At 69.4% G+C, this 18,836-nt stretch carries 12 protein-coding genes and 1 pseudogene; 5 read left to right on the forward strand and 8 right to left on the reverse strand.

Annotated elements, in window-relative coordinates:
- Position 1 precedes the first annotated feature (1 nt).
- The 3 genes from murJ to QM774_RS11485 are packed head-to-tail and all read right to left on the reverse strand — an operon-like array spanning position 2 to position 7,162.
- Positions 2–3,733: a murein biosynthesis integral membrane protein MurJ gene (murJ, locus tag QM774_RS11475; protein ID WP_414975998.1), complete on the reverse strand. Its 3,732-nt coding sequence runs from the start codon at positions 3,731–3,733 to the stop codon at positions 2–4.
- Positions 3,730–6,177 (reverse strand): DUF6049 family protein, encoded by a 2,448-nt coding sequence (locus QM774_RS11480; protein WP_414975999.1) that lies wholly within the window; start codon positions 6,175–6,177, stop codon positions 3,730–3,732. Before QM774_RS11480 ends, murJ begins: the two co-directional genes overlap by 4 nt.
- A complete protein-coding gene (locus tag QM774_RS11485; RefSeq protein ID WP_414976000.1) occupies positions 6,167–7,162 on the reverse strand; it encodes an NUDIX hydrolase in 996 nt (331 codons plus the stop codon). Before QM774_RS11485 ends, QM774_RS11480 begins: the two co-directional genes overlap by 11 nt.
- Before the next feature lie 99 nt (positions 7,163–7,261).
- Here QM774_RS11485 and QM774_RS11490 point away from each other — a divergent pair.
- Together QM774_RS11490 and QM774_RS11495 are read left to right on the forward strand one after the other, a co-directional pair.
- A pseudogene (locus QM774_RS11490) lies at positions 7,262–8,705 on the forward strand (CCA tRNA nucleotidyltransferase).
- Positions 8,706–8,759: 54 nt separating this feature from the next.
- Positions 8,760–9,158, forward strand: a complete 399-nt coding sequence (locus QM774_RS11495; RefSeq protein ID WP_414976001.1) for a hypothetical protein — start codon at positions 8,760–8,762, stop codon at positions 9,156–9,158.
- Here QM774_RS11495 and QM774_RS11500 read toward each other — a convergent pair.
- Positions 9,110–10,396 (reverse strand): MFS transporter, encoded by a 1,287-nt coding sequence (locus tag QM774_RS11500; RefSeq protein WP_414976002.1) that lies wholly within the window; start codon positions 10,394–10,396, stop codon positions 9,110–9,112. The two genes, QM774_RS11495 and QM774_RS11500, sit on opposite strands and share 49 nt — an antisense overlap.
- Before the next feature lie 62 nt (positions 10,397–10,458).
- Between QM774_RS11500 and QM774_RS11505 the strand changes: the two genes are divergently transcribed.
- On the forward strand, positions 10,459–11,046 hold the full coding sequence (locus QM774_RS11505; protein WP_414976003.1) for a YqgE/AlgH family protein: 588 nt from the start codon (positions 10,459–10,461) through the stop codon (positions 11,044–11,046).
- A gap of 1 nt (position 11,047) precedes the next feature.
- Complete coding sequence (locus tag QM774_RS11510; RefSeq protein ID WP_414976004.1) at positions 11,048–11,698, forward strand: DedA family protein; 651 nt, start codon at positions 11,048–11,050, stop codon at positions 11,696–11,698.
- Here QM774_RS11510 and QM774_RS11515 read toward each other — a convergent pair.
- The 4 genes from QM774_RS11515 to QM774_RS11530 form a co-directional block, all read right to left on the reverse strand.
- Positions 11,671–12,495, reverse strand: coding sequence for an SDR family oxidoreductase (locus QM774_RS11515; RefSeq protein ID WP_414976005.1), 825 nt, complete (start codon positions 12,493–12,495; stop codon positions 11,671–11,673). The genes QM774_RS11510 and QM774_RS11515 overlap by 28 nt on opposite strands.
- Positions 12,496–12,534: 39 nt before the next feature.
- Positions 12,535–14,205, reverse strand: coding sequence for a DUF222 domain-containing protein (locus tag QM774_RS11520; protein WP_414976006.1), 1,671 nt, complete (start codon positions 14,203–14,205; stop codon positions 12,535–12,537).
- A gap of 163 nt (positions 14,206–14,368) precedes the next feature.
- On the reverse strand, positions 14,369–15,352 hold the full coding sequence (locus QM774_RS11525; protein ID WP_414976007.1) for a bile acid:sodium symporter family protein: 984 nt from the start codon (positions 15,350–15,352) through the stop codon (positions 14,369–14,371).
- A 16-nt stretch (positions 15,353–15,368) separates the two neighbouring features.
- Positions 15,369–15,884, reverse strand: coding sequence for an SdpI family protein (locus tag QM774_RS11530; protein ID WP_414976008.1), 516 nt, complete (start codon positions 15,882–15,884; stop codon positions 15,369–15,371).
- Between the two features lie 62 nt (positions 15,885–15,946).
- Here QM774_RS11530 and leuS point away from each other — a divergent pair, with 62 nt between their 5' ends.
- Positions 15,947–18,823, forward strand: a complete 2,877-nt coding sequence (gene leuS, locus QM774_RS11535; protein ID WP_414976009.1) for a leucine--tRNA ligase — start codon at positions 15,947–15,949, stop codon at positions 18,821–18,823.
- The last annotated feature ends 13 nt before the right edge of the window (positions 18,824–18,836 follow it).

Genomic DNA, 18,836 nt, shown 5'->3' on the forward strand with positions numbered 1-18,836 from the left:
GTCAGTCGCCGGTCATCGAGATCTTGTCGATGACCGCCTGGTAGTAGCCCTCGTCGGTCTTGGCGAGCTGCGTGATCCACACCAGCACGTACTTGCCGTCGGCCGGGCCGGCGAGCGTGATCGTCGAGGTCCGCTTCGAGAGCGTTCCGTTTCCGACGATCGACGTCGCCGCGAACTTCGGCTTCGCGCGATTCGCCGACCGGATCTCCACCTGCAGGCCCGGCGTCTCGGTGGCGATGGTGACCGCCGAGACCTTGCTGCCGGCCGGGATCCGGAACATCAGGCCGATGCCGTCCTTGAGGTTGCCGAACTTCGCGGTGCCGCGGTACTGGGAGGTCTTCCAGGGCGGCGGTGTGCCACGCAGGATGTTGCCGACCCGCTGCTGGGCGGTGGTGTCCGGATCGCCGTTCGGGTCGTACAGGGTCACCGAGCTCAGGGCCACCGGATGCGGCTGTGCAGCGGTGGACGAGCCGGGCGCGGTGGTGGCCGTCGAGGGCAGGAACTCGTCCAGATCGTTCTGGTCCTTCGCACCGAAGGCGTTCGTGAGCCACAGCACCAGGGCGATCACCAGGAAGACGACGAACAGGCCGGCGCCGATCAGCAGGGCGCCGTTGCGCTTGCCCGACTCGCCCTCGCCCAGCAGACGTTCCCGCCGGGTCCGGCTGATCGGGGCCACCGACAGCGGCTTCACCGGTGTCGAGGCGTCGCGCGGGATCACCTCGGTCGGCAGATCGACGACCGTCGCCGAATCGAGGATGTGGGCGACCGTGCCGGCGGTCCGGATGCCCTGGCCGCCTTCCAGGGCGCGGGCGGTGACCGTCGAGACGTCGAACGGGATGCCGGCGCGGGCCTTGGCCGGGGCGATCGGCAGGGTCGGGTCGGCCGGGTCGGGCTCGGCGGGCTCCATGCCGCCGATCGGTGCGGACACCGTCGCCGTGGTGACGAGGTCGCGTCCGGACGCGTCATCGAGCGGCCACCGGTTCAGCAGCAGGGCGTAGAGCACGGCGCCGAGGCCGCGGACGTCCGTCGCCCGGTCATCACCGTCGAGGACCGCCGGGAAGGCCAGGACCGCGTCGCCGTCGACACTCACCCGGATGCGGTCCGGATGATCGATGGACAGGGCAGCGCCGGCGCGATGGGCGAGCTCGGCGCCGTTGGCGAGTGCCCGGACCGCGCGGGCCGCACCGGTGGCCGACGGATCGGTGCTGGCGACGTCGGCCAGTGACGAGCCGCGGACCCATTCGGTGACCACGATGCCGCCGGAGGCGCCGCGCACCACGTCGAGCACCTGGGCCACACCGGGGGTCCGGAGCTGTCCGAGGCGGCGCGTCCGGTTCAGGACGGCCTGGGGGCCCTCCGCCGCGTCGGCGGCGTCACCGGGCTGCCAGGCCGGGGCCTGCTGGTCGGGATCGACGAACGTCAGTCCGACCTCACGGCCCAGCTGCACGTCGGAGGCGTGCCAGAACTGGAGTCCGCGGGTGCCGCCGTGCTGTTCGAGGAGACGGTAGCGACCGCCGCCCACCAGGGCGCCGGCGATCAGGCGCGGGCCGCGGGCGCCCGGCTGTGCCGGGACGGGCGCCGATGCGGGTGCGGCGGCGGTCGGCACGGCGGCAGCGGGCTCGGGAGCCGGGGGTTCGGGAGCCCGGGCTTCGACGGTCTGGGGCAGCGGACCCGACACGGCGGCGGCCGGGACGGCTCCTGCCCCGTCGACGACCTTCGGAATCACCATGGTCTCGCCCACCGCACCGCCACTGGTGCTGGTGACCGCCTTCCACGACGACGTGTTCGCGTCGTACTCGCGGTGCACCTCCACCTGGCTGGCGAACGGCATATCGTCGCCGACCGGCGAGAACCGGATGGTCATGGTGGTCTCGGCCGGCGTCGGGGCACTGGTGACGGCGGCGGTCGGTGCCGGAGCCAGGGCCGGGATGAACCGGCCCAGCAGGCGACGGACCGAATCGCTGATGGTCATCATGTCCGGCAGCCGCAGCGCGGTCAGCAGCAGGTAGATGACGCCGAGCACCACGATGCCGGTGATGCCGAGGTAGACGATGGAGCTGATCTTGTCGTGCGAGCTCATCCGGTCGAGATGCGTCAGGCGGGCCACACCCCACACCGCCGCCGCGACCACGACGGACACGATGATCGTCAGGTACGACGTGCGGGTGACGTCCTTGAGCTTCGCGTTCCCGAGCCGTTTGACCAGCAGGTAGTGGCCGACGATCGCGCCGACCAGATATCCGGCACCGTTCGCGACGGCCAGCCAGCGCACCACCAGATCGGGATCGTCGAAGATCACCGGGCCCAGATAGGAGAGCGCGACCTTGACGACGGTGATGCCCAGGACCATGAGGGTCGGCGTCCACGCGTCCTCGCGGGCGTAGAAGACGCGCAACTGCACCAGCGTCATCGCGTACGGGATCAGGGTGAAGGCGCCCCAGGCGAGCACCGAACCCAGCTGGGAGGCTTCGTGGCCGTGGAACTTGCCGAAGTTGAAGATGGCCAGGCCGATCGCCGGGCCGAAGAAGGTCATGAACGCGACCGTCGGCACCAGGGCGATCATGGTGAGGCGGGTGGCCAGCGACATGTCGTCGATGACCGCCGGGGTGTCGTCGGCGGCCGCATTGCGCGACAGCCGCGGCATGATCGCGGTCAGGATGGTGACGCCGAGAACGCCGTACGGCAACTGCAGCAGCTGCCAGTGCGTCGCATAGGCGGCGATGCCGTCCTCGGTGGCCGACGCGCCGATCCGGTAGGTGATGATCAGGCCGACCTGCAGGATCAGCACGTAGGTGATGATCGCCAGCGCCATGTTGCCGAACTGGCGGAGCCGAGCATCCAGACCCCACTTGATGCTGAGACGGACACCGACCTTCTTCAGGTACGGCAGCAGCATGACGGCCTGCACGATGACGCCGATCGTGGTGCCGATGCCCAGCACCAGGATCTTCGGATCGGTGATGCCGTCGGTGAGGTCGCCGGGGATGGCCGCGAACGCCACCAGCGTCACGATCTGCACGATGTTGTTCACCACCGGTGCCCAGGCACCCGGTTTGAACACGTTCTTGACGTTCAGGATCGCCATGAACAGTGCGGACAGACCGTAGAACAGGATGCCCGGCAACAGCAGATAGGCCAGTGACGTCGTCAGCGACCGGTCGACCTTGCTGTCCGCGCCGACGTTCAGGATGGTCAGCAGCGGCGCCGCCACCACGGCGATGAGTGTCGCCGCACCCAGCACCGTCAGGGTGAGGGTGAAGATGCGGTTGATGAATTCGCGGCCGCCGTCCGCATCCTCGGCTTCGGCGCGCACCAGGACCGGGATGACGATCGCGGTCAGCACGGCGCCCAGCACGACCTCGGCGATCATGTTCGGCAGCACGTAGGCGGCCTGGAACGCCGAGGCCACCTGGCCCAGCATCGCCAGCACCAGCACGGTGCGGATGAAGCCCGTGATGCGGCTGATCAGGGTGGCCACGGCGATGGAGCCGCCGGTCTTCATCACCGAGGCGTCGCTGGTCTGCTCGGCCTCGGTCTTCTCGATCGCCGCCGCGATCTTCTGCGGCCGCCGGCGTGGCTCCGGCTCCGGGGTCAGGATGTCGGGGGTCGACGACGCGGCGGCCGGTCCGGTCTCGTGACGTCCGGCGACCGGCGCGTGCCGTTGCGGATGGGCGCGGGTGCGGCCCGCCGACTCGTGACGGCCGTCGTGCGCATCGTCAGGACCGGAGGTCATGCATCCTTCCCTTCCTCGGCGTCACGCGGTTCGGCCTGTTCCTCTCGAGTGACCTCGAGACGCTGTTGGTACGAGGCCGACGCGAGCTCACGTTCCCGATCGTCCGGTTCCGGACGGTCGGCGTCCGCGGAGTCGGGTTCACCCCGGAAACGATGCCAGAGTCGGCGCGCCGTCAGAAGCACCAAGACGATCGCCGCGCCGATGGTGATCCAGAACAACGGCCGGCCGTACCGGTTGGAGAACACGGACAATTCGATCGGATCGTTCAGGGAGACGCCGGTGGACGTCTTCAGCGCGATCTTCACGGTGGCGCGTTCCGACGTCGTCGCATGGGTCGGAATCTGAAGCTGGCGGGTGCCGATCGGCGGGATCTCGACGGTGCCGACGTCGCCGACGTGCAGCGCCTCCGGAGCGTCGATGCCCAGTTGGACCCGAATCGGGAGGGCGAGTTCGTTGCGGACGATCAGCAGCAGTGGGCTGCGCTCGGAGGCCAGCGTGTAGCGGCCTCCCGGATCGAGCAGCGACACCGACTGCTTCATGCGGCTCAGGGTGGACGACACCGACGCGATCCGGCCGGCGCGCGCGGTGCGTGCTGCGTCGAGGGACGATTCGGCCGGAGTGGCGGCGGCACGCAACAGGTCCTGCCGCAGCGGCTGCAGGTAGGTCTGCGGCGTGGTGATGGTCGTGTCCTTGTGGCCCACCAGCGACGACTGCAACTGACCGGCCAGCGCCACCTGCTGCCGCATCGTCTCGGCGTTGGACGAGGAGATCGGGAACCCCTCGGCGACCACCGGATCGATGTCGCCGGGCGTCACGAGCCGGGTGTCGGTGTCGGTGGACGACAGATGTGCGGCCAGGTCGGCCAGCGGCAGTTCGACAGCCGCATCGGAGCCCAGGAGCGTGCCGGCGGCGGAGAGCAGTGCGGCCGCGTCGTCTTTGCTCGGCGACCAGTAGGTCGGCGGCATCACGAACGCGCTGCGGCCGGTGACCGGGGCCTGCGCCGACGGATCCGTCGGGGTCAGGGCCGGGAAGGCGAGAGCCGCGACCGCCGACTGGCGCCGGCTCACCGCCGACTCGGTGTTCAGTTGCGGCTGCTGCCACGACGGCACGATCGCGGGGATCACGGGGCGACCGCCGACCGCGCCGAGGGCGGCGCTGACCGGCATGTCGTAGGTCTGCAGAGACGCCGATCCGGACTTGTACCGTCCGGTGGTGGTGCGGCCGGCCGGATCGACGGCCGACGCTGCGACCGCCGCGGTGGTGGAGCCGGCGGCGACCATCACGTCACGTCCCTGCTCGGTGAGGGTGCCGACGGCCGGCACCGTGAAACCGCGCACCGACTGGATGTTGAGGACTTGATCGACGATGTCCGACGGGTCGTTCAGCGCCGACGACGCGAGGGTCGGATCGTTGATCACGTGCAGCGAGTCCAGTCCGGCCTGCGCGTACGGCAGGGCGACCACGCAGGTCTTCGGCGCGATCTGCCGCAGCCCGGTCAGCCAGGCGGTGGCCGCGGCCTGCCCGGTGCCCGGACTGGTGGGCGACTGCGGGTCGGCGGGGTTCTGGGCGACCACGTAGCCGTGCGTCATGCCTTCGACGGTGACGAGCAGGTCGGGGTCGATCGCCAGGCAGAGACTGCGGCGCAGCCGCGATTCGGCGTCGTCGCCGGCCAGGGCGGCCTTGAGTGCTTCGAGCTGTCCGCCGAGACGGCCGTCCGGCTTGAGGGAGCCGGCCAGCTGGTCGCTGATCAGACGCAACGGTTCGGTCCCGCCGCCGAGTACGCCGGGCGCCAGCTGCGGCGAGGCGGCCAGCGGCCACAGCATGGTGAGGATCGCCGGTTCGGACGTGTCCGGACCCAACTCCCCGTCGCGCCCGATCCGGGGATCGCCGCTGAACGACGCGGCACGGGCGGGGTCGGCGGGCAGCGACATCACCGGCAGCAGCGTGCGGGACTCGGCGACCTGGACCGGTCCCCCGCTCTCCGGATCACCCACCGCGGACACCATCAGCGGATAGACGCCGGTGTCGTCGATGCGCAGACCGTCCGTGCCGTTCACCGGCACCTCGAGATCGAAGTCGGTGCTGCCCCCGGCGGCCAGTGATGAGGTGAGCGCCGTGCCCGGCGATTCGACCGTGAACGCCGACACCGGCGCCATCAGGGAGGTCCGTAGATCGGTGGCCGCCTTGATCGCGTCGCCGCGCCGCAACTGCACCCGTAGCCCGCTGATCGGGCGGTCGAAGGTGTTGGTGACGGTGCCGCGCACGTGGACGGTGCCGGCGGCCGACGTGACCATCGACGGCGTGATCTCGTCGACGGTGAGATCCGCGTAGCCGGGATCGGCGGCCCGGGCGGTTCCCGCGGTCAGCGGAAGCAGACCGGCGACCAGCAGGAGGACGCCGACAAGGACGAGGATCGGCCGCGGGTGCCGCGCGTCAGCCGTCACCGTCGCCCGCGACCGCTCCGCCCGCATCCGGCGAACCGCTGCCGGTCGCGCCGTTCGGGCGCCGCGGACGCCGGCGCCGCCGGCGCGGCTTGGCCGGGGGTGCCGGGTCCTTGCGGCGCTGGTTGCGGGCGGCTGCGGCTTTCTCATAGTCGTTCGGCTCGGTGCGGTTGGCCTCGGCTTCGGAGCGGGCCAGACGGTCCGGATCCCCGCGGAGTTCTTCGATGACGCCCTCGGCGGTCCGGGCGAGCCGTCGCTCGTCAGAGTACGTGAGACGACGTGGAAGCTCGGGCAACGGGACCCAGGCGACTTCACTGACTTCGTAGTCGGCGTCCGACAGCTCACCACCGGTGTAGCGGAGCAGGAAGTGATGCACCGTCTTGTGGATGCGCTTGCCCTCGCTGACGAACCAATAGTCGATCTTGCCGAGCGGCGCGATCACCGAACCGGAGACACCGGTCTCCTCGGTCACCTCGCGGACCGCGGTGGTCTCCGCGGTCTCGCCGGTCTCGATGTGGCCCTTCGGCAGCGACCACATCATCCGGCCGCGGCGATCGATGCGGCCGATGAGCACCGCCTCGATCTCGTCGTACGGGGCGTCGAGCCGCGACAGCACCAGTCCGCCCGCCGACGTCTCCCGCACGGTGCGGAGCCGCTGCTCGGGCCCGCCGTTCTTGCGCTGGGCGCCCGGATTCCGCTTCTTTCCGCGCGGGGCGGCGGCACCGGCATCGCGGCGCCGGCGCGCGGCGGCCAGATCGGAGGGCTTGGGGCCCGGGTCGTCGCCGGCCGGAGCGGTGCCGGAGTCCGGTTCGACGGCGGCGCCGGACGTGGTCGCGGCGGTCGCGGCGTCGGTCTGACCGCCCTTGCCCCGGCGTCCTCGACGACGACGGCCACGACGGTTGCGGCGGTTCCGATTCGGTTGCGGATCACCGGCCGCCGGGACGTCTTCGGAGACGCCCGGACGACTCATCGAGGATTCCGCGGACACACCTCGACTCTATCCGTTGGAAACTGAGTGTTTCCCTCAGACTCGCCTGCCCTCGGCCGCGAACCGGAGAGCTCGCGGTGCTCGGTAGGCTCACATGTCATGAACACCGGCGACCAGGCGGGGCTTCTGGCCGGCGCGGCGATCGCGCTGCGCGAGCTGTCCGACGTCCTCGATCCGCTGGCCGACCTCTTCGCGGCCGGTGGCCACCAGCTGTACCTGGTGGGCGGCAGTGTCCGCGATGCGCTGCTGGGCCGCCTCGGCAACGATCTGGACTTCACCACCGACGCCCGCCCCGAGGCGATCGCCGAGATCCTCACGGGCTGGGCGGACACGGTCTGGGACACGGGCATCGAATACGGCACTGTGAGCGCCGCTCACGGCCGGCACCTGATCGAGATCACCACGTTCCGGTCGGACGTGTACGACCGCGTCGGCCGCAACCCGGAGGTCACCTTCGGCGACACCCTCGACGGGGACCTCGTGCGCCGCGACTTCCGCATGAACGCGATGGCGGTCCGTCTCGGACCGGGCGGTCACCAGGAGTTCTGCGATCCGCTCGACGGCCTGGCCGATCTGCAGGCCCGCGTCATCGACACCCCGGCCCGGCCGGAGGACTCGTTCCACGACGATCCGCTGCGCATGCTGCGCGCCGTCCGGTTCGTCTCGCAGCTCGGTTTCACGCTCGCCCCGCGCGTCGTCGACGCCATCACGGCGATGAACGCCGAGATCGAGCGGATCACCGCTGAACGGGTGCAGGCCGAACTGGACAAACTGATCTGCGGTGCGCATCCGATCGAGGCGATCGACCTGATGGTGCAGACCGGTCTGGCCGAGCGGATCATGCCGGAGATCCCCGGGATGAAGCTCACCATCGACGAGCATCACCAGCACAAGGACGTCTATCACCATTCGCTGACCGTGCTGAAGCAGGCGATCGATCTGGAGGACGACGGCCCGGACGTGGTGCTGCGGTGGGCGGCCCTGCTGCACGACATCGGCAAGCCGGCCACCCGTCGGCACGAGCCGGGCGGCGGTGTCAGCTTCCACCACCACGAGGTGGTCGGCGCCAAGATGGTCCGCAAGCGGATGCGCGCCCTCAAGTATTCGAAGGCCATGGTCGAGGACGTCGCGCAGCTCGTGTTCCTGCATTCTGCGGTTCCACGGGTACGGCGACGGGCGCTGGACCGATTCCGCGGTGCGGCGCTACGTGACCGATGCGGGCCCGCTGCTGGAGCGGCTGCACAAACTGGTGCGCGCCGACTGCACCACTCGGAACAAGCGTCGTGCCCGCAAACTGCAGGAGACCTACGACGACCTGGAACGGCGCATCGCCGAACTGAAGGCGGCCGAAGACCTCGATCGGGTGCGTCCGGATCTGGACGGCAACGCCATCATGGAGCTGCTCGGCCTGCCGCCGGGCCCGCAGGTCGGCGAGGCGTGGCGTTACCTCAAGGAGCTGCGCCTCGACTCGGGCCCGATGTCGCGGGACGACGCCGAGGCGGCGCTCACCGCATGGTGGGCGCAGAAGCAGGCCGAGGCCTGACGCACAGTCCCGCGTGTCGCGGAACCGGCGACCGCTCCCCCGCGTCCAAACCGCATGGATGCGATCGAATACGTCTTCGGCACCGGCGACGGCGACCCGGCCGTGTGGCGATCGGTCGCCGACCTCGACCTGGACGGCGACGGGGTGCTCGACGCGGTGGCCCTCGACTTCGACGGTGACGGCCGGATCGACGATGCGCTCGCCGACACCGATGGGGACGGGATCGCCGACCGGGCGATGCTCGACCTCACCGGTGACGGCCGCGCCGAGACCGTTCTCGCCGACGACGGCCGGGGTGTCTGGGACCGGCCCATCGATCTCGGGCACCGGACCGGCCGACTGCCGTTGGACGAGGACGGCGACGGCCGCCCGGACCGGATCCTCGAGGACACCGACGGGGACGGCTACGCGGACGCGGTGAGGTCCGCGGACGGACGTCGGCCGACGGGATGACGGCGCCACACCACCGCCGCCCCGGCGAGGTAGGCGAGCACCGCGAACACCACCAGCCCGGGATCCACCCCGTTCGCCGGAATCAGCAGCGCCGCCGCGACCGTCGCCACCACGAACGCGGTGTTGAACAGCGCGTCCTGCACCGCGAACACCTGACCGCGGTAGGTGTCGGAGACGTCGGACTGCATGGCCACGTCGCCGACCAGCTTCACCGTCTGCCCGGCGAAACCGAGCGCGACGGCGGCCAGACAGATCGTGACACCGGACAGGTGGATCAACGCGGCCTCGGCGGCGGCGGCCAGGACCAGTGCCGCCACGACCGTGCCCCGTCGTCCGATCCGGTGCACACCGACCGGCGTGGTGAACGCGGCCACGAGCGCGCCGCCCGCCACACAGGCGCCGATCACCGCGAGCGCCTGCACGTTGTCGCCGAGCAGACCGCGGAAGTCGTGGGTGCGCACCACCAGCAGGAACATCAGGGTGTTGATGCCGAACACGAACCGGTGCACGCCGATCCCGGTGAGCACCACCGCCACGGTCGGAGTGTCGTGGACGGCGCGCAGGCCGTGGCCCATGCCGTGGCCGACCGCGTACAGCGCCGACCTGTCCATCGCATCCGGCCGGTCCGGACCGAGTTGGCGGCGCACGAAACCGGCGGCCACGGCCGCAGCGATCAGTGCCAGCGCCGCCCCGGCCAGCAGGGTGCTGCCCGACCCGACGTCGTCGGCGCCGAACAGGCGGCGCAGAACCGTCGAGATGCTGGCGCCGACCGCGAGGAATCCGGCCCCGAGCGTGGTGAACACGGCGTTCACCTCCACCAGCAGCGACCGTGGCGCCACATGCGGCAGTCCCGCCGACAGGCCGGAGGCGACGAACCGGCTGCAGCCGGTGACGAGCAGCGCCCCGAGCAGCACGGTCCACTCCGGCAAGCCGCCCCGCATGACCAGGGCGACCAGCAGGATCGCTGCGGCGCGGGCGACGTTCGCCCAGATCAGGACACGTCGCCGGTCCCAGTGGTCGAGGAGTGCCCCCGCGAACGGCCCGATCACCGAATACGGCAGCAGCAGGACGGCGAAGCCGCCGGCCACGGCCAGCGGTGCAGTGTGCCGGTCCGGGTTGAAGAGGATCGAGTAGGCCAGAGCGGCCTGGAAGGCGCCGTCGCTCATCTGGCTCGCCAGACGCACGGCCAGCAGGCGGCCGAGACCCGGCGAGCGGGCGAGCTGACGGACGATCTCCACCGATCGAGACTACCGGCGGATGCACGTCCGCGCCGGGGTGCGAAGCGTGCCATGATGAAGCGGTGCCGCAGGAGTCCACGCCGTCGCCGGAAGAAGTCCGGCCGGGTTCGCTGCTGATCGCCTCAACATCGCTGACCGGCCCCGAATTCGCGCGCGCCGTCATCTATCTCATCGAGCACGACGAGTCCGGAACCCTCGGCGTGATACTCAACCGGATGAGCCAGGCCGCGGTGTTCAACGTGCTGCCGCAGTGGTCGGAACTGGCCGCCTCGCCCCGCGCCGTCTTCATCGGCGGACCCGTGTCCACCGAGTCGGCCGTCTGCTTGGGAGTGGCGAAGACCGGCATCGATCTGGATGCGCAACCGAAGCTCCACCGGGTCCGCGGCCCGGTGGCGATGGTCGACCTCGATGCCGACCCCGACGAACTCGAGGACGTGCTGACCGGGGTGCGGATCTTCGCCGGATACGCCGGGTGGGAACCCGGACAGCTCGACGAGGAACTCGCCGACGGCAGCTGGATCGTCGCGCCCGGACTGCCGACCGACCTGCTGGCTCCCGCCGACGTCGACGTCTGGCACGAGGTGCTGCGCCGCCAGCCGTGGCCGTTGCCGCTGCTGGCGACGTATCCGGCCGATCCGATCACCAACTGACATGCACGCCATCAGCGAATGGCTGACCTCCGTCGTCGGCCTCGCCCCGGCGTGGGCCGTCTACCTGGTGGTGTTCGGCGTGGTCTATTCCGAGACCGCGGTCCTGATCGCCGGCCTGGTCCTGCCCAGCGAGGCGACACTGATCGCCGCCGGTGTCGCATCCGCCATCGGGCATCCGAACCTGTACGTCCTGATCGTCGTCGCCTGCGTGGCAGCGCTGCTCGGCGACCTCACCGGGTACTGGGTGGGCCGGACCAGTGGACCGCGCGTCAGGCATTCGTGGGCGGGCCGGAAGTTCGGTGACGAGTACTGGGACGGTGCGCGGCGGCGGGCCCGTGAGCGCAGCTATCTGACGGTGCCGATCGGCCGGTGGATCGGCTACATCCGCACCCTGGTGCCGATCACGTCGGGGATGGCGGCCGTTCCGGTGCGCCGCTATGCGCTGCTCACCTTTCTCGGCGGTGCCACCTGGGTGACGACGGTGCTGGTGCTGTCCCATCTCCTGGGCGCCCGGGCCGGGGCCACCATCATGGGCGTCCTGGTGATCGTGCTGGTCGGCGGATTCGTGCTGGTGGTGCTCGCCCGCTGGCTCACCGGCCGGCGCCGCGACCGTGCCGCCGACGGTCAGCTCCCGAGCGCACCGGACTCGTAACTGCTTCGATCGGCGTCCTTGGAGGCCGCCACCTGATCGGGCACCATCCGGCGCAGCACGACGTCGCGCAGCCGCTGAGGCAGGAGACCGGCGAGCGCGGCGGCCGGGCCGACATAGCGGGGCACCGTGGTCTGGAAGCGAGGCCGGGCGAGCACTCTCAGCACGGTGTCGGCCACATCGTCGGGGCGCAGCAACCGGGCCGCGCCGGTGTCGGTGCCGGCCGCCAAGGCGGTGTCCACGACGCCCGGCATGATCGCCGAGACGTCGACACCGGTGCCGTGCAGTTCTTCGCGGACACCGGTCAGGTAGCCGAGGACGGCATGCTTGCTGGCGGCGTAGCTGGACTCGCCGGGAGGTGCGAGCTTGGAGGCGGCCGAGGCGATGGTGACGATGTGCCCGCGGCCGCGTTCCCGCATAGCCGGGGCGATCAGCCGGATGCCGCGGATCACGCCGCCGACGTTGACGGCCAGCATGGCGTCGGTCGCGGTCGGCGGCTCGGCGTCGAAGGGCCCGACCCACATGACGCCGGCGTTGTTGACGAGGACGTCGATCGGGCCGAGATGCTCGGTGACGGTGGCGATGAAGTCGGTGTAGGACCTCTCGTCGGTGACGTCGAGTGCGTAGCCGCGAGCGCCGTGCCGCAGTTCGGAGGCGGCGACGGCGGCCCCGTCGGCGTCGCGGTCGCCGATCGCCACGATCGCCCCCGCGTCGGACAGTCGCCCGGCGATGGCCCTCCCGATCCCGGTCGCCGCACCGGTGACGACCACGACCTGTCCGCTGATGTCCCGTCTCGCCATGTCTTCAGTTCTACTCCGTCCCCGGAATCCGCTGTGCGATCAGAAGGGCGGTGGACCGTCGTCGGCGAAAGCCGTGCCGGTCGCCGGCCCGACAGTCCGCTCGGTGAGCCTGTCGAAGCGAGCTCGCCGGTTCTGGGCACGCAGCTGCAGCCGGTAGGCGTGTTTGGCCTCCGTGCGAGTGCGGGTGCGTGTGGGTTCGGCTCCTTTCGACCCTTCGACCGCGTGTCGGAGCAAGCTCCGCCACGCATGCTCAGGGCACCGCACGCTCAAGGAGCGTTGCGGTGCGCTCGAGGAGCGGTGCGGTGCAGTCCCGTTCGCTGGGTCTGTTGACACGCTCCTTGAGCTTGTCGAAAGGAGATCCGGTGGTCCATGCCTACAGGGAATCAACCCCAAACCAGGCAACAGCCAGGTGTTGGCTGCCCGAATCCGGGTAGTGAATCCTTCTGGGGTGGTGATTTCGGTCCAGATGTGTCCGTTCGCGTCGATGAGTTGATCGTCGAGGAATCCGTCGGCGAAGGTTTTGATCTGGTGGTGGAACACGCATTTGGGGTTGAGGTTGCACCAACACGTCGCACCACCCGCATCGGGGTTCTGGTGGTTGTATTCGGTGACGTGATCGAGCTGGCAGCGGCTGGCGGGGCGTGAACAACCCGGCCAGGTGCAGGTTCCGAACAAGCCGCGCACCACTGTGTCCAATAGTGCAGTCGGCCGGTACGGATCCGCCGCTTGCGCAGTGTGATCAGCCAGCGTGGTCAAGTCCAGGGGCCGCACGACGGTGCCGGGCGTCGACGCGATGTCCCGGACGTGGTCGGCGGAGATGGTTCCGTGGCCGTCGAGGTGCCCGGGCTTATCGCCGCCTTCGAGAGTGGATCTGTCGGTGATGACGTTGACGATGACCTTCGCGCCAGGTCCACTCCCGTCTCCGGTGAGTAGGTCGTAGGCGGCATTGGCGCGGCGGCGGCCACTACTGCGGGTGTCGGTCTCGCCGGTCTTTTGAGCTGCGGCGGTGATCGCGGCGTCCATGACCGCAATCCGTTCTGCGGTGTCGGTGATTTCCAGAACCGCCATGCCCCCGCGGATCGGATAGCTCACGACTCCGGCGTTCTTTTTGGCTGCTTCGCGTTCGGCGCGGGCTGCTTCGGCGTCGACGTCGGCGACGATCCGGCGGGCGAGGTCGGCGACGGCGGTCACGGTGCGTATGCCGGAGGCGGTGAGTTCGTCGGCGATCCGGTGATCGATCTGCACCATCAGGGCTGGGTCGATGACGGCGGTGGTCTCGAACACCACCGCAGAGAACGCTCGCGGACTCAAGACCCCGTCCCGCAGTAGCAGGCCGGTGTGTGGCAGGCGATGGCGCAGTGCTTCGCTTTCGGTCACCAGTTTCTCGGCCAGGTAGGTACTGATCGCCAGGGTGCCGGCGATACTGGTGGCCAGTTTCGTACGCGGGTCGCACAAGCGGGTGAACTCGACTGAGTCCTTCGCGGTTGCTGGATCGATAGGGGCGCGTCGTTCGAGGAGGTCGGCGACCGCGTTCAGGCGTCGCCACATCAGATACGACTCCCCCTCACACGTCGCCACGAGCTGATTGATCGCGGTCACATCAGCATCGTGATCGGCGAGCCCGTCCGGTACCGGTCCCAAGCCCAGGGGTGTCAGGTCGGCATCACGCCAGCGCTTCGGAGTACGCGAGGCCTTGCGTCGCCGACTCATGCCCACACCCCCTTTTTCGCTGACTAGAACAGGTGTTCGACTACTTTCTAGTTTACGCAGGCCTACGACAATTTCCAGCCCGGCCGGGGAGGGGATTACTCCAACGTTTCAGCCGGAACTTTGGAGGGTATTGAGGGAACCGTGGAGCGTTGCACTCCGGACCTCAGGCGGGGTCCGGGGCGTCCTTCGCGTAGCGGCCGGCCAGCCACGAGCAGATGATGAGCTGCACCTGGTGGAAGATCATCAGCGGGACGACGATCGCCGCGGCGGCGGGACCGGCGAACAGCACCGTCGCCATCGGCAGGCCGGTGGCCAGGGACTTCTTGGTGCCGCAGAACTGGATGGCGATGGTGTCGGCCCGGTCGAATCCCATCTTCTTCGGCAGCCAGCCGGTCAGGGCGAGCATGCCGATCACCAGAAGGATCGCCACGGTCAAGACGATGATGATCTGCCAGGCGTCGACGTGCGACCACAGGCCCTCTCGGACGCCTTCGCTGAACGCGACGTAGACGACCAGCACGATGGAACCGCGGTCGACGTATTTGGTGGGCTCGGCGTACCGGGACAGGAACGGTCCGACCCACGGCCGCACGAGTTGACCGACGACGAACGGCAGCAGGATCTGCAGCAGGATCTTGGTGATCGACTCGGCGTTCACGTGCACCCCGGAGTCGGTGGACATCAGCCACACCACGAGCAGCGGCGTGATCACCACGCCCAGCAGGTTCGACACCGACGCGCTCACGATGGCGCCGGGCACGTTGCCGCGGGCGATGGAGGTGAAGGCGATCGACGACTGGACGGTCGAGGGCACCAGGGTCAGATACAGCAGACCCGATGACAGGTCGTCGCCGAGAAGCGGTTTGAGCGCCGGCGCCAGGAGGACGCCGATGATCGGGAACAGCACGAACGTGAACGCCAGGATCGTCAGATGCAGGCGCCAGTGCGTCAGTCCTTCGAGTGCCTCTTTCGGTGACAGCCGGGTGCCGTACAGAAAGAACAGCAATGCGATCGCGGCGATCACCAGTTTGTCGAGGAACGACGCGAAGGCGCCCTCGGCGGGGAAGAGTGCGGCCACGACGACGGCGGCCAGAATCGACAGGACGAACCCGTCGATCGGTGAGCGCGCGAGAAGACGACCGAGCATCAGACGAGCCCCGCGATCAGTGGGCGGTGCTCTGCGATTCGGGGGTGCACATTCCGTTCAGCGCGCACGACCCGCAGCTCGACTCACCACATTCCGCACCGTCGACGCGCGCCGACGGGTCGTCGGCGCAGGAGTCGGAGGTCGCGGCGTCGTCGCCGGAGCAGCAGCCGCTGGTGCAGCCGGATTCCTCGGCGGGGGCGGCCGCCGCGGCGGCGCGAACCGCCACCCCGCTGCACACCGAGACCGCGAGGGCGCCGAGGACCAGCCCGCCGAGCGCGAACAGGAATCCCCACCGGCCGGACAGCGCGAGTGCTCCACCGAGGAAGGCGGCGACGGCGCCGCCGAGATAGCCGGGGGCGGCGACGCGCTGGGCGAGCGTCCACGTCTCGGGGGTGCGGCCGGTCTCGGGGGTGCGGACGCCGATCCAGCGGTTGCCGGGCAGGCGGCCGAGCAGTCCGGCGACTCCGGTGACAGCCCACAGCGCGGCGATCGCGAACGCGATCACGGCGGCGGCGAGCGAGACGGTGTGCACGAGTCCAACTGTACGACCGAGGTGCCGACGACCTGACATCGGCGACGATTTACCCTGGTCGGGTGAGCAACGCCGAGAACGAACAGGGCTACCGATACACCGCGCAGACCGCCGGTGAGGTCGAAGCGCGCTGGCAGCAGTACTGGACCGAGCAGGGAACGTTCAACGCCCCCAACCCGGTCGGGGCACTCGCCGGCGACTTCTCGGAGTTCTCCGGTTCGGGCGCCGACGCCCCCGACAAGCTCTTCGTGCAGGACATGTTCCCGTACCCGTCAGGTGCCGGCCTCCACGTGGGTCACCCGCTCGGCTTCATCGCCAGCGACGTGTACGCCCGATTCCAGCGGATGACCGGGCACAACGTGCTGCACACCATGGGCTTCGACTCGTTCGGTCTGCCGGCCGAGCAGTACGCCGTGCAGACCGGCACGCATCCGCGGACCACCACCGAGACCAACATCGAGCGATATCTGCAGCAGATCCGCCGGCTCGGTCTCGGACATGACGAGCGTCGCCGCATCGCGACCACCGACGTCGACTTCTACCGCTGGACGCAGTGGATCTTTCTGCAGATCTACAACGCCTGGTTCGACGACGATCAGCAGAAGGCGCGACGCATCGAGGAGCTGATCGCCGAGTTCGATTCCGGCGACCGCACCCCCGCCGGCGGTCAGGTCTGGAAGGACCTGGACGAGGCCGGCCGTCGCGAGGTCCTGGACTCGTACCGTCTGGTCTATCTGAGCGATTCGCTGGTCAACTGGTGCCCGGGCCTGGGCACCGTCCTGGCCAACGAAGAGGTGACGGCCGACGGCAAGAGTGAGCGCGGCAACTTCCCGGTCTTCCGCAAGAACCTGCGGCAGTGGATGATGCGGATCACCGCCTACTCGGATCGGCTGTACGACGATCTGGACCTGCTGGACTGGCCGGAGAAGGTCAAGACCATGCAGCGCAACTGGATCGGCCGTTCGCGCGGTGCGCACGTGCGGTTCCCGGTGCCGGGCCTGGCCGCCGATGCTTCGGCAGGATCAGCGAGCGGGGAGATCGAGGTCTTCACGACCCGCCCGGACACTCTGATCGGTGCGTCGTACATGGTGCTGGCACCCGAGCACGACCTCGTCGATCAGATCGTCGCGGACGCGTGGCCGGACGACGTCGATCCGCGCTGGACGGGTGGCGCCGCCACCCCGAAGGAGGCCGTGGCGGCGTATCGGGCGTCGATCGCCGCCAAGAGCGACATCGAGCGTCAGGAGAACAAGGAGAAGACCGGTGTCTTCACCGGCGCCTACGCCACCAACCCGGTGAACGGGGCCCAGGTTCCGGTGTTCATCGCCGACTACGTGCTGATCGGTTACGGCACCGGCGCGATCATGGCGGTGCCCGCCCACGACGAGCGCGACTACGAGTTCGCGACCGCGTTCGGCCTGCCGATCATCGAGGTCATCGGGTCGGACGACGGCGTCGCAGAGGAGGCGTTCACCGGCGACGGGCCGCTGGTCAACTCGGGTTTCCTGGACGGTAAGCGGGTCGACGAGGCGAAGACCGCGATGATCGAACACCTCGAGGAGCAGGGTGCGGGCACCGGCACGGTGCAGTACAAGTTGCGTGACTGGCTGTTCGCCCGTCAGCGCTACTGGGGCGAGCCCTTCCCCATCGTCTACGACGCCGACGGCGCACCGCATGCGCTGCCGGATTCGATGCTGCCGATCGAGTTGCCGGAGGTCGCCGACTACGCACCGGTCTCGTTCGATCCGGACGACGCCGACAGCCGGCCGTCTCCCCCGCTCGCCAAGGCCACCGACTGGGTGACCGTCGACCTGGATCTGGGCGACGGTCTTCAGAGCTACACCCGCGACACCAATGTGATGCCGAACTGGGCCGGCAGCTCGTGGTACCAGTTGCGCTACATCGATCCCGCCGACGAGACGGAGTTCGTGGCGAAGGACAACGAGGCCTACTGGATGGGTCCGCGTCCGGCCCTGCACGGCAAGGACGATCCGGGTGGTCTGGATCTGTACGTCGGCGGCGTCGAGCACGCGGTCCTGCACCTGCTGTACTCGCGTTTCTGGCACAAGGTGCTGTTCGATCTGGGCTATGTGACCAGCAGCGAGCCGTACCGCAAGCTGTTCAACCAGGGCATGATCCAGGCGTACGCCTACACCGACGCCCGGGGCGTCTACGTGCCGGCCGAAGAGGTCACCGAGCAGGGCGGCAGGTTCTTCTACGACGGCGAAGAGGTGACGCAGGAGTACGGGAAGATGGGCAAGTCGCTCAAGAACTCCGTCGCTCCGGACGACATCTGCCGCGACTACGGTGCCGACACCCTGCGCGTCTACGAGATGGCGATGGGTCCGCTGGGCCAGTCGCGTCCGTGGGCGACCAAGGACGTCGTCGGTGCGCAACGCTTCCTGCAGCGCGTGTGGCGCCTGGTGGTCGACGAGGAGTCGGGTGCGGTGCGCGTGACCGGATCCCAGCCGTCCGACGACGACCTGAAGGCGCTGCACAAGACGATCGCCGGTGTCCGCGAAGACTTCGACGGCCTGCGCATGAACACCGCCGGCGCCAAGCTGATCGAGCTGACCAACCACCTCACCAAGACGTACCCCGACGGCGCGCCGCGCGGGGTCGTGGAGCCGCTGGTCCTGATGCTCGCTCCCCTGGCCCCGCATCTGGCGGAGGAACTGTGGAGCCGCCTGGGTCACGACGGTTCGCTGGCACACGGCCCGTTCCCGGAGACGGATCCCGATCTGCTGGTGGAGGACACCGTGGAGATCCCGGTCCAGGTGAAGGGCAAGGTTCGCAGTCGTCTGCAGGTGGCGGCCGACGCCGACGAGAAGACCGTGGTCGCCGCGGCGCTCGCCGACGAGAAGGTGCAGGGCTTCCTGGACGGCGAACCCCGCAAGGTCATCTACGTGCCCGGCAAGATGGTCAACATCGTCCCCTGACCGTTCTTCCGGG

This window comes from Gordonia sp. (in: high G+C Gram-positive bacteria), from assembly GCF_047600565.1.
In the GTDB taxonomy this organism is placed as follows: domain Bacteria; phylum Actinomycetota; class Actinomycetes; order Mycobacteriales; family Mycobacteriaceae; genus Gordonia.

Bases quoted from the DNA above. Each gene is read 5' to 3' on its own strand.
- QM774_RS11520 (WP_414976006.1), bottom strand. From the start codon at position 14,205: ATGAGTCGGCGACGCAAGGCCTCGCGTACTCCGAAGCGCTGGCGTGAT.
- QM774_RS11495 (WP_414976001.1), top strand. From the start codon at position 8,760: ATGGATGCGATCGAATACGTCTTCGGCACCGGCGACGGCGACCCGGCC.
- QM774_RS11510 (WP_414976004.1), top strand. From the start codon at position 11,048: ATGCACGCCATCAGCGAATGGCTGACCTCCGTCGTCGGCCTCGCCCCG.
- QM774_RS11525 (WP_414976007.1), bottom strand. From the start codon at position 15,352: ATGCTCGGTCGTCTTCTCGCGCGCTCACCGATCGACGGGTTCGTCCTG.
- murJ (WP_414975998.1), bottom strand. From the start codon at position 3,733: ATGACCTCCGGTCCTGACGATGCGCACGACGGCCGTCACGAGTCGGCG.
- QM774_RS11515 (WP_414976005.1), bottom strand. From the start codon at position 12,495: ATGGCGAGACGGGACATCAGCGGACAGGTCGTGGTCGTCACCGGTGCG.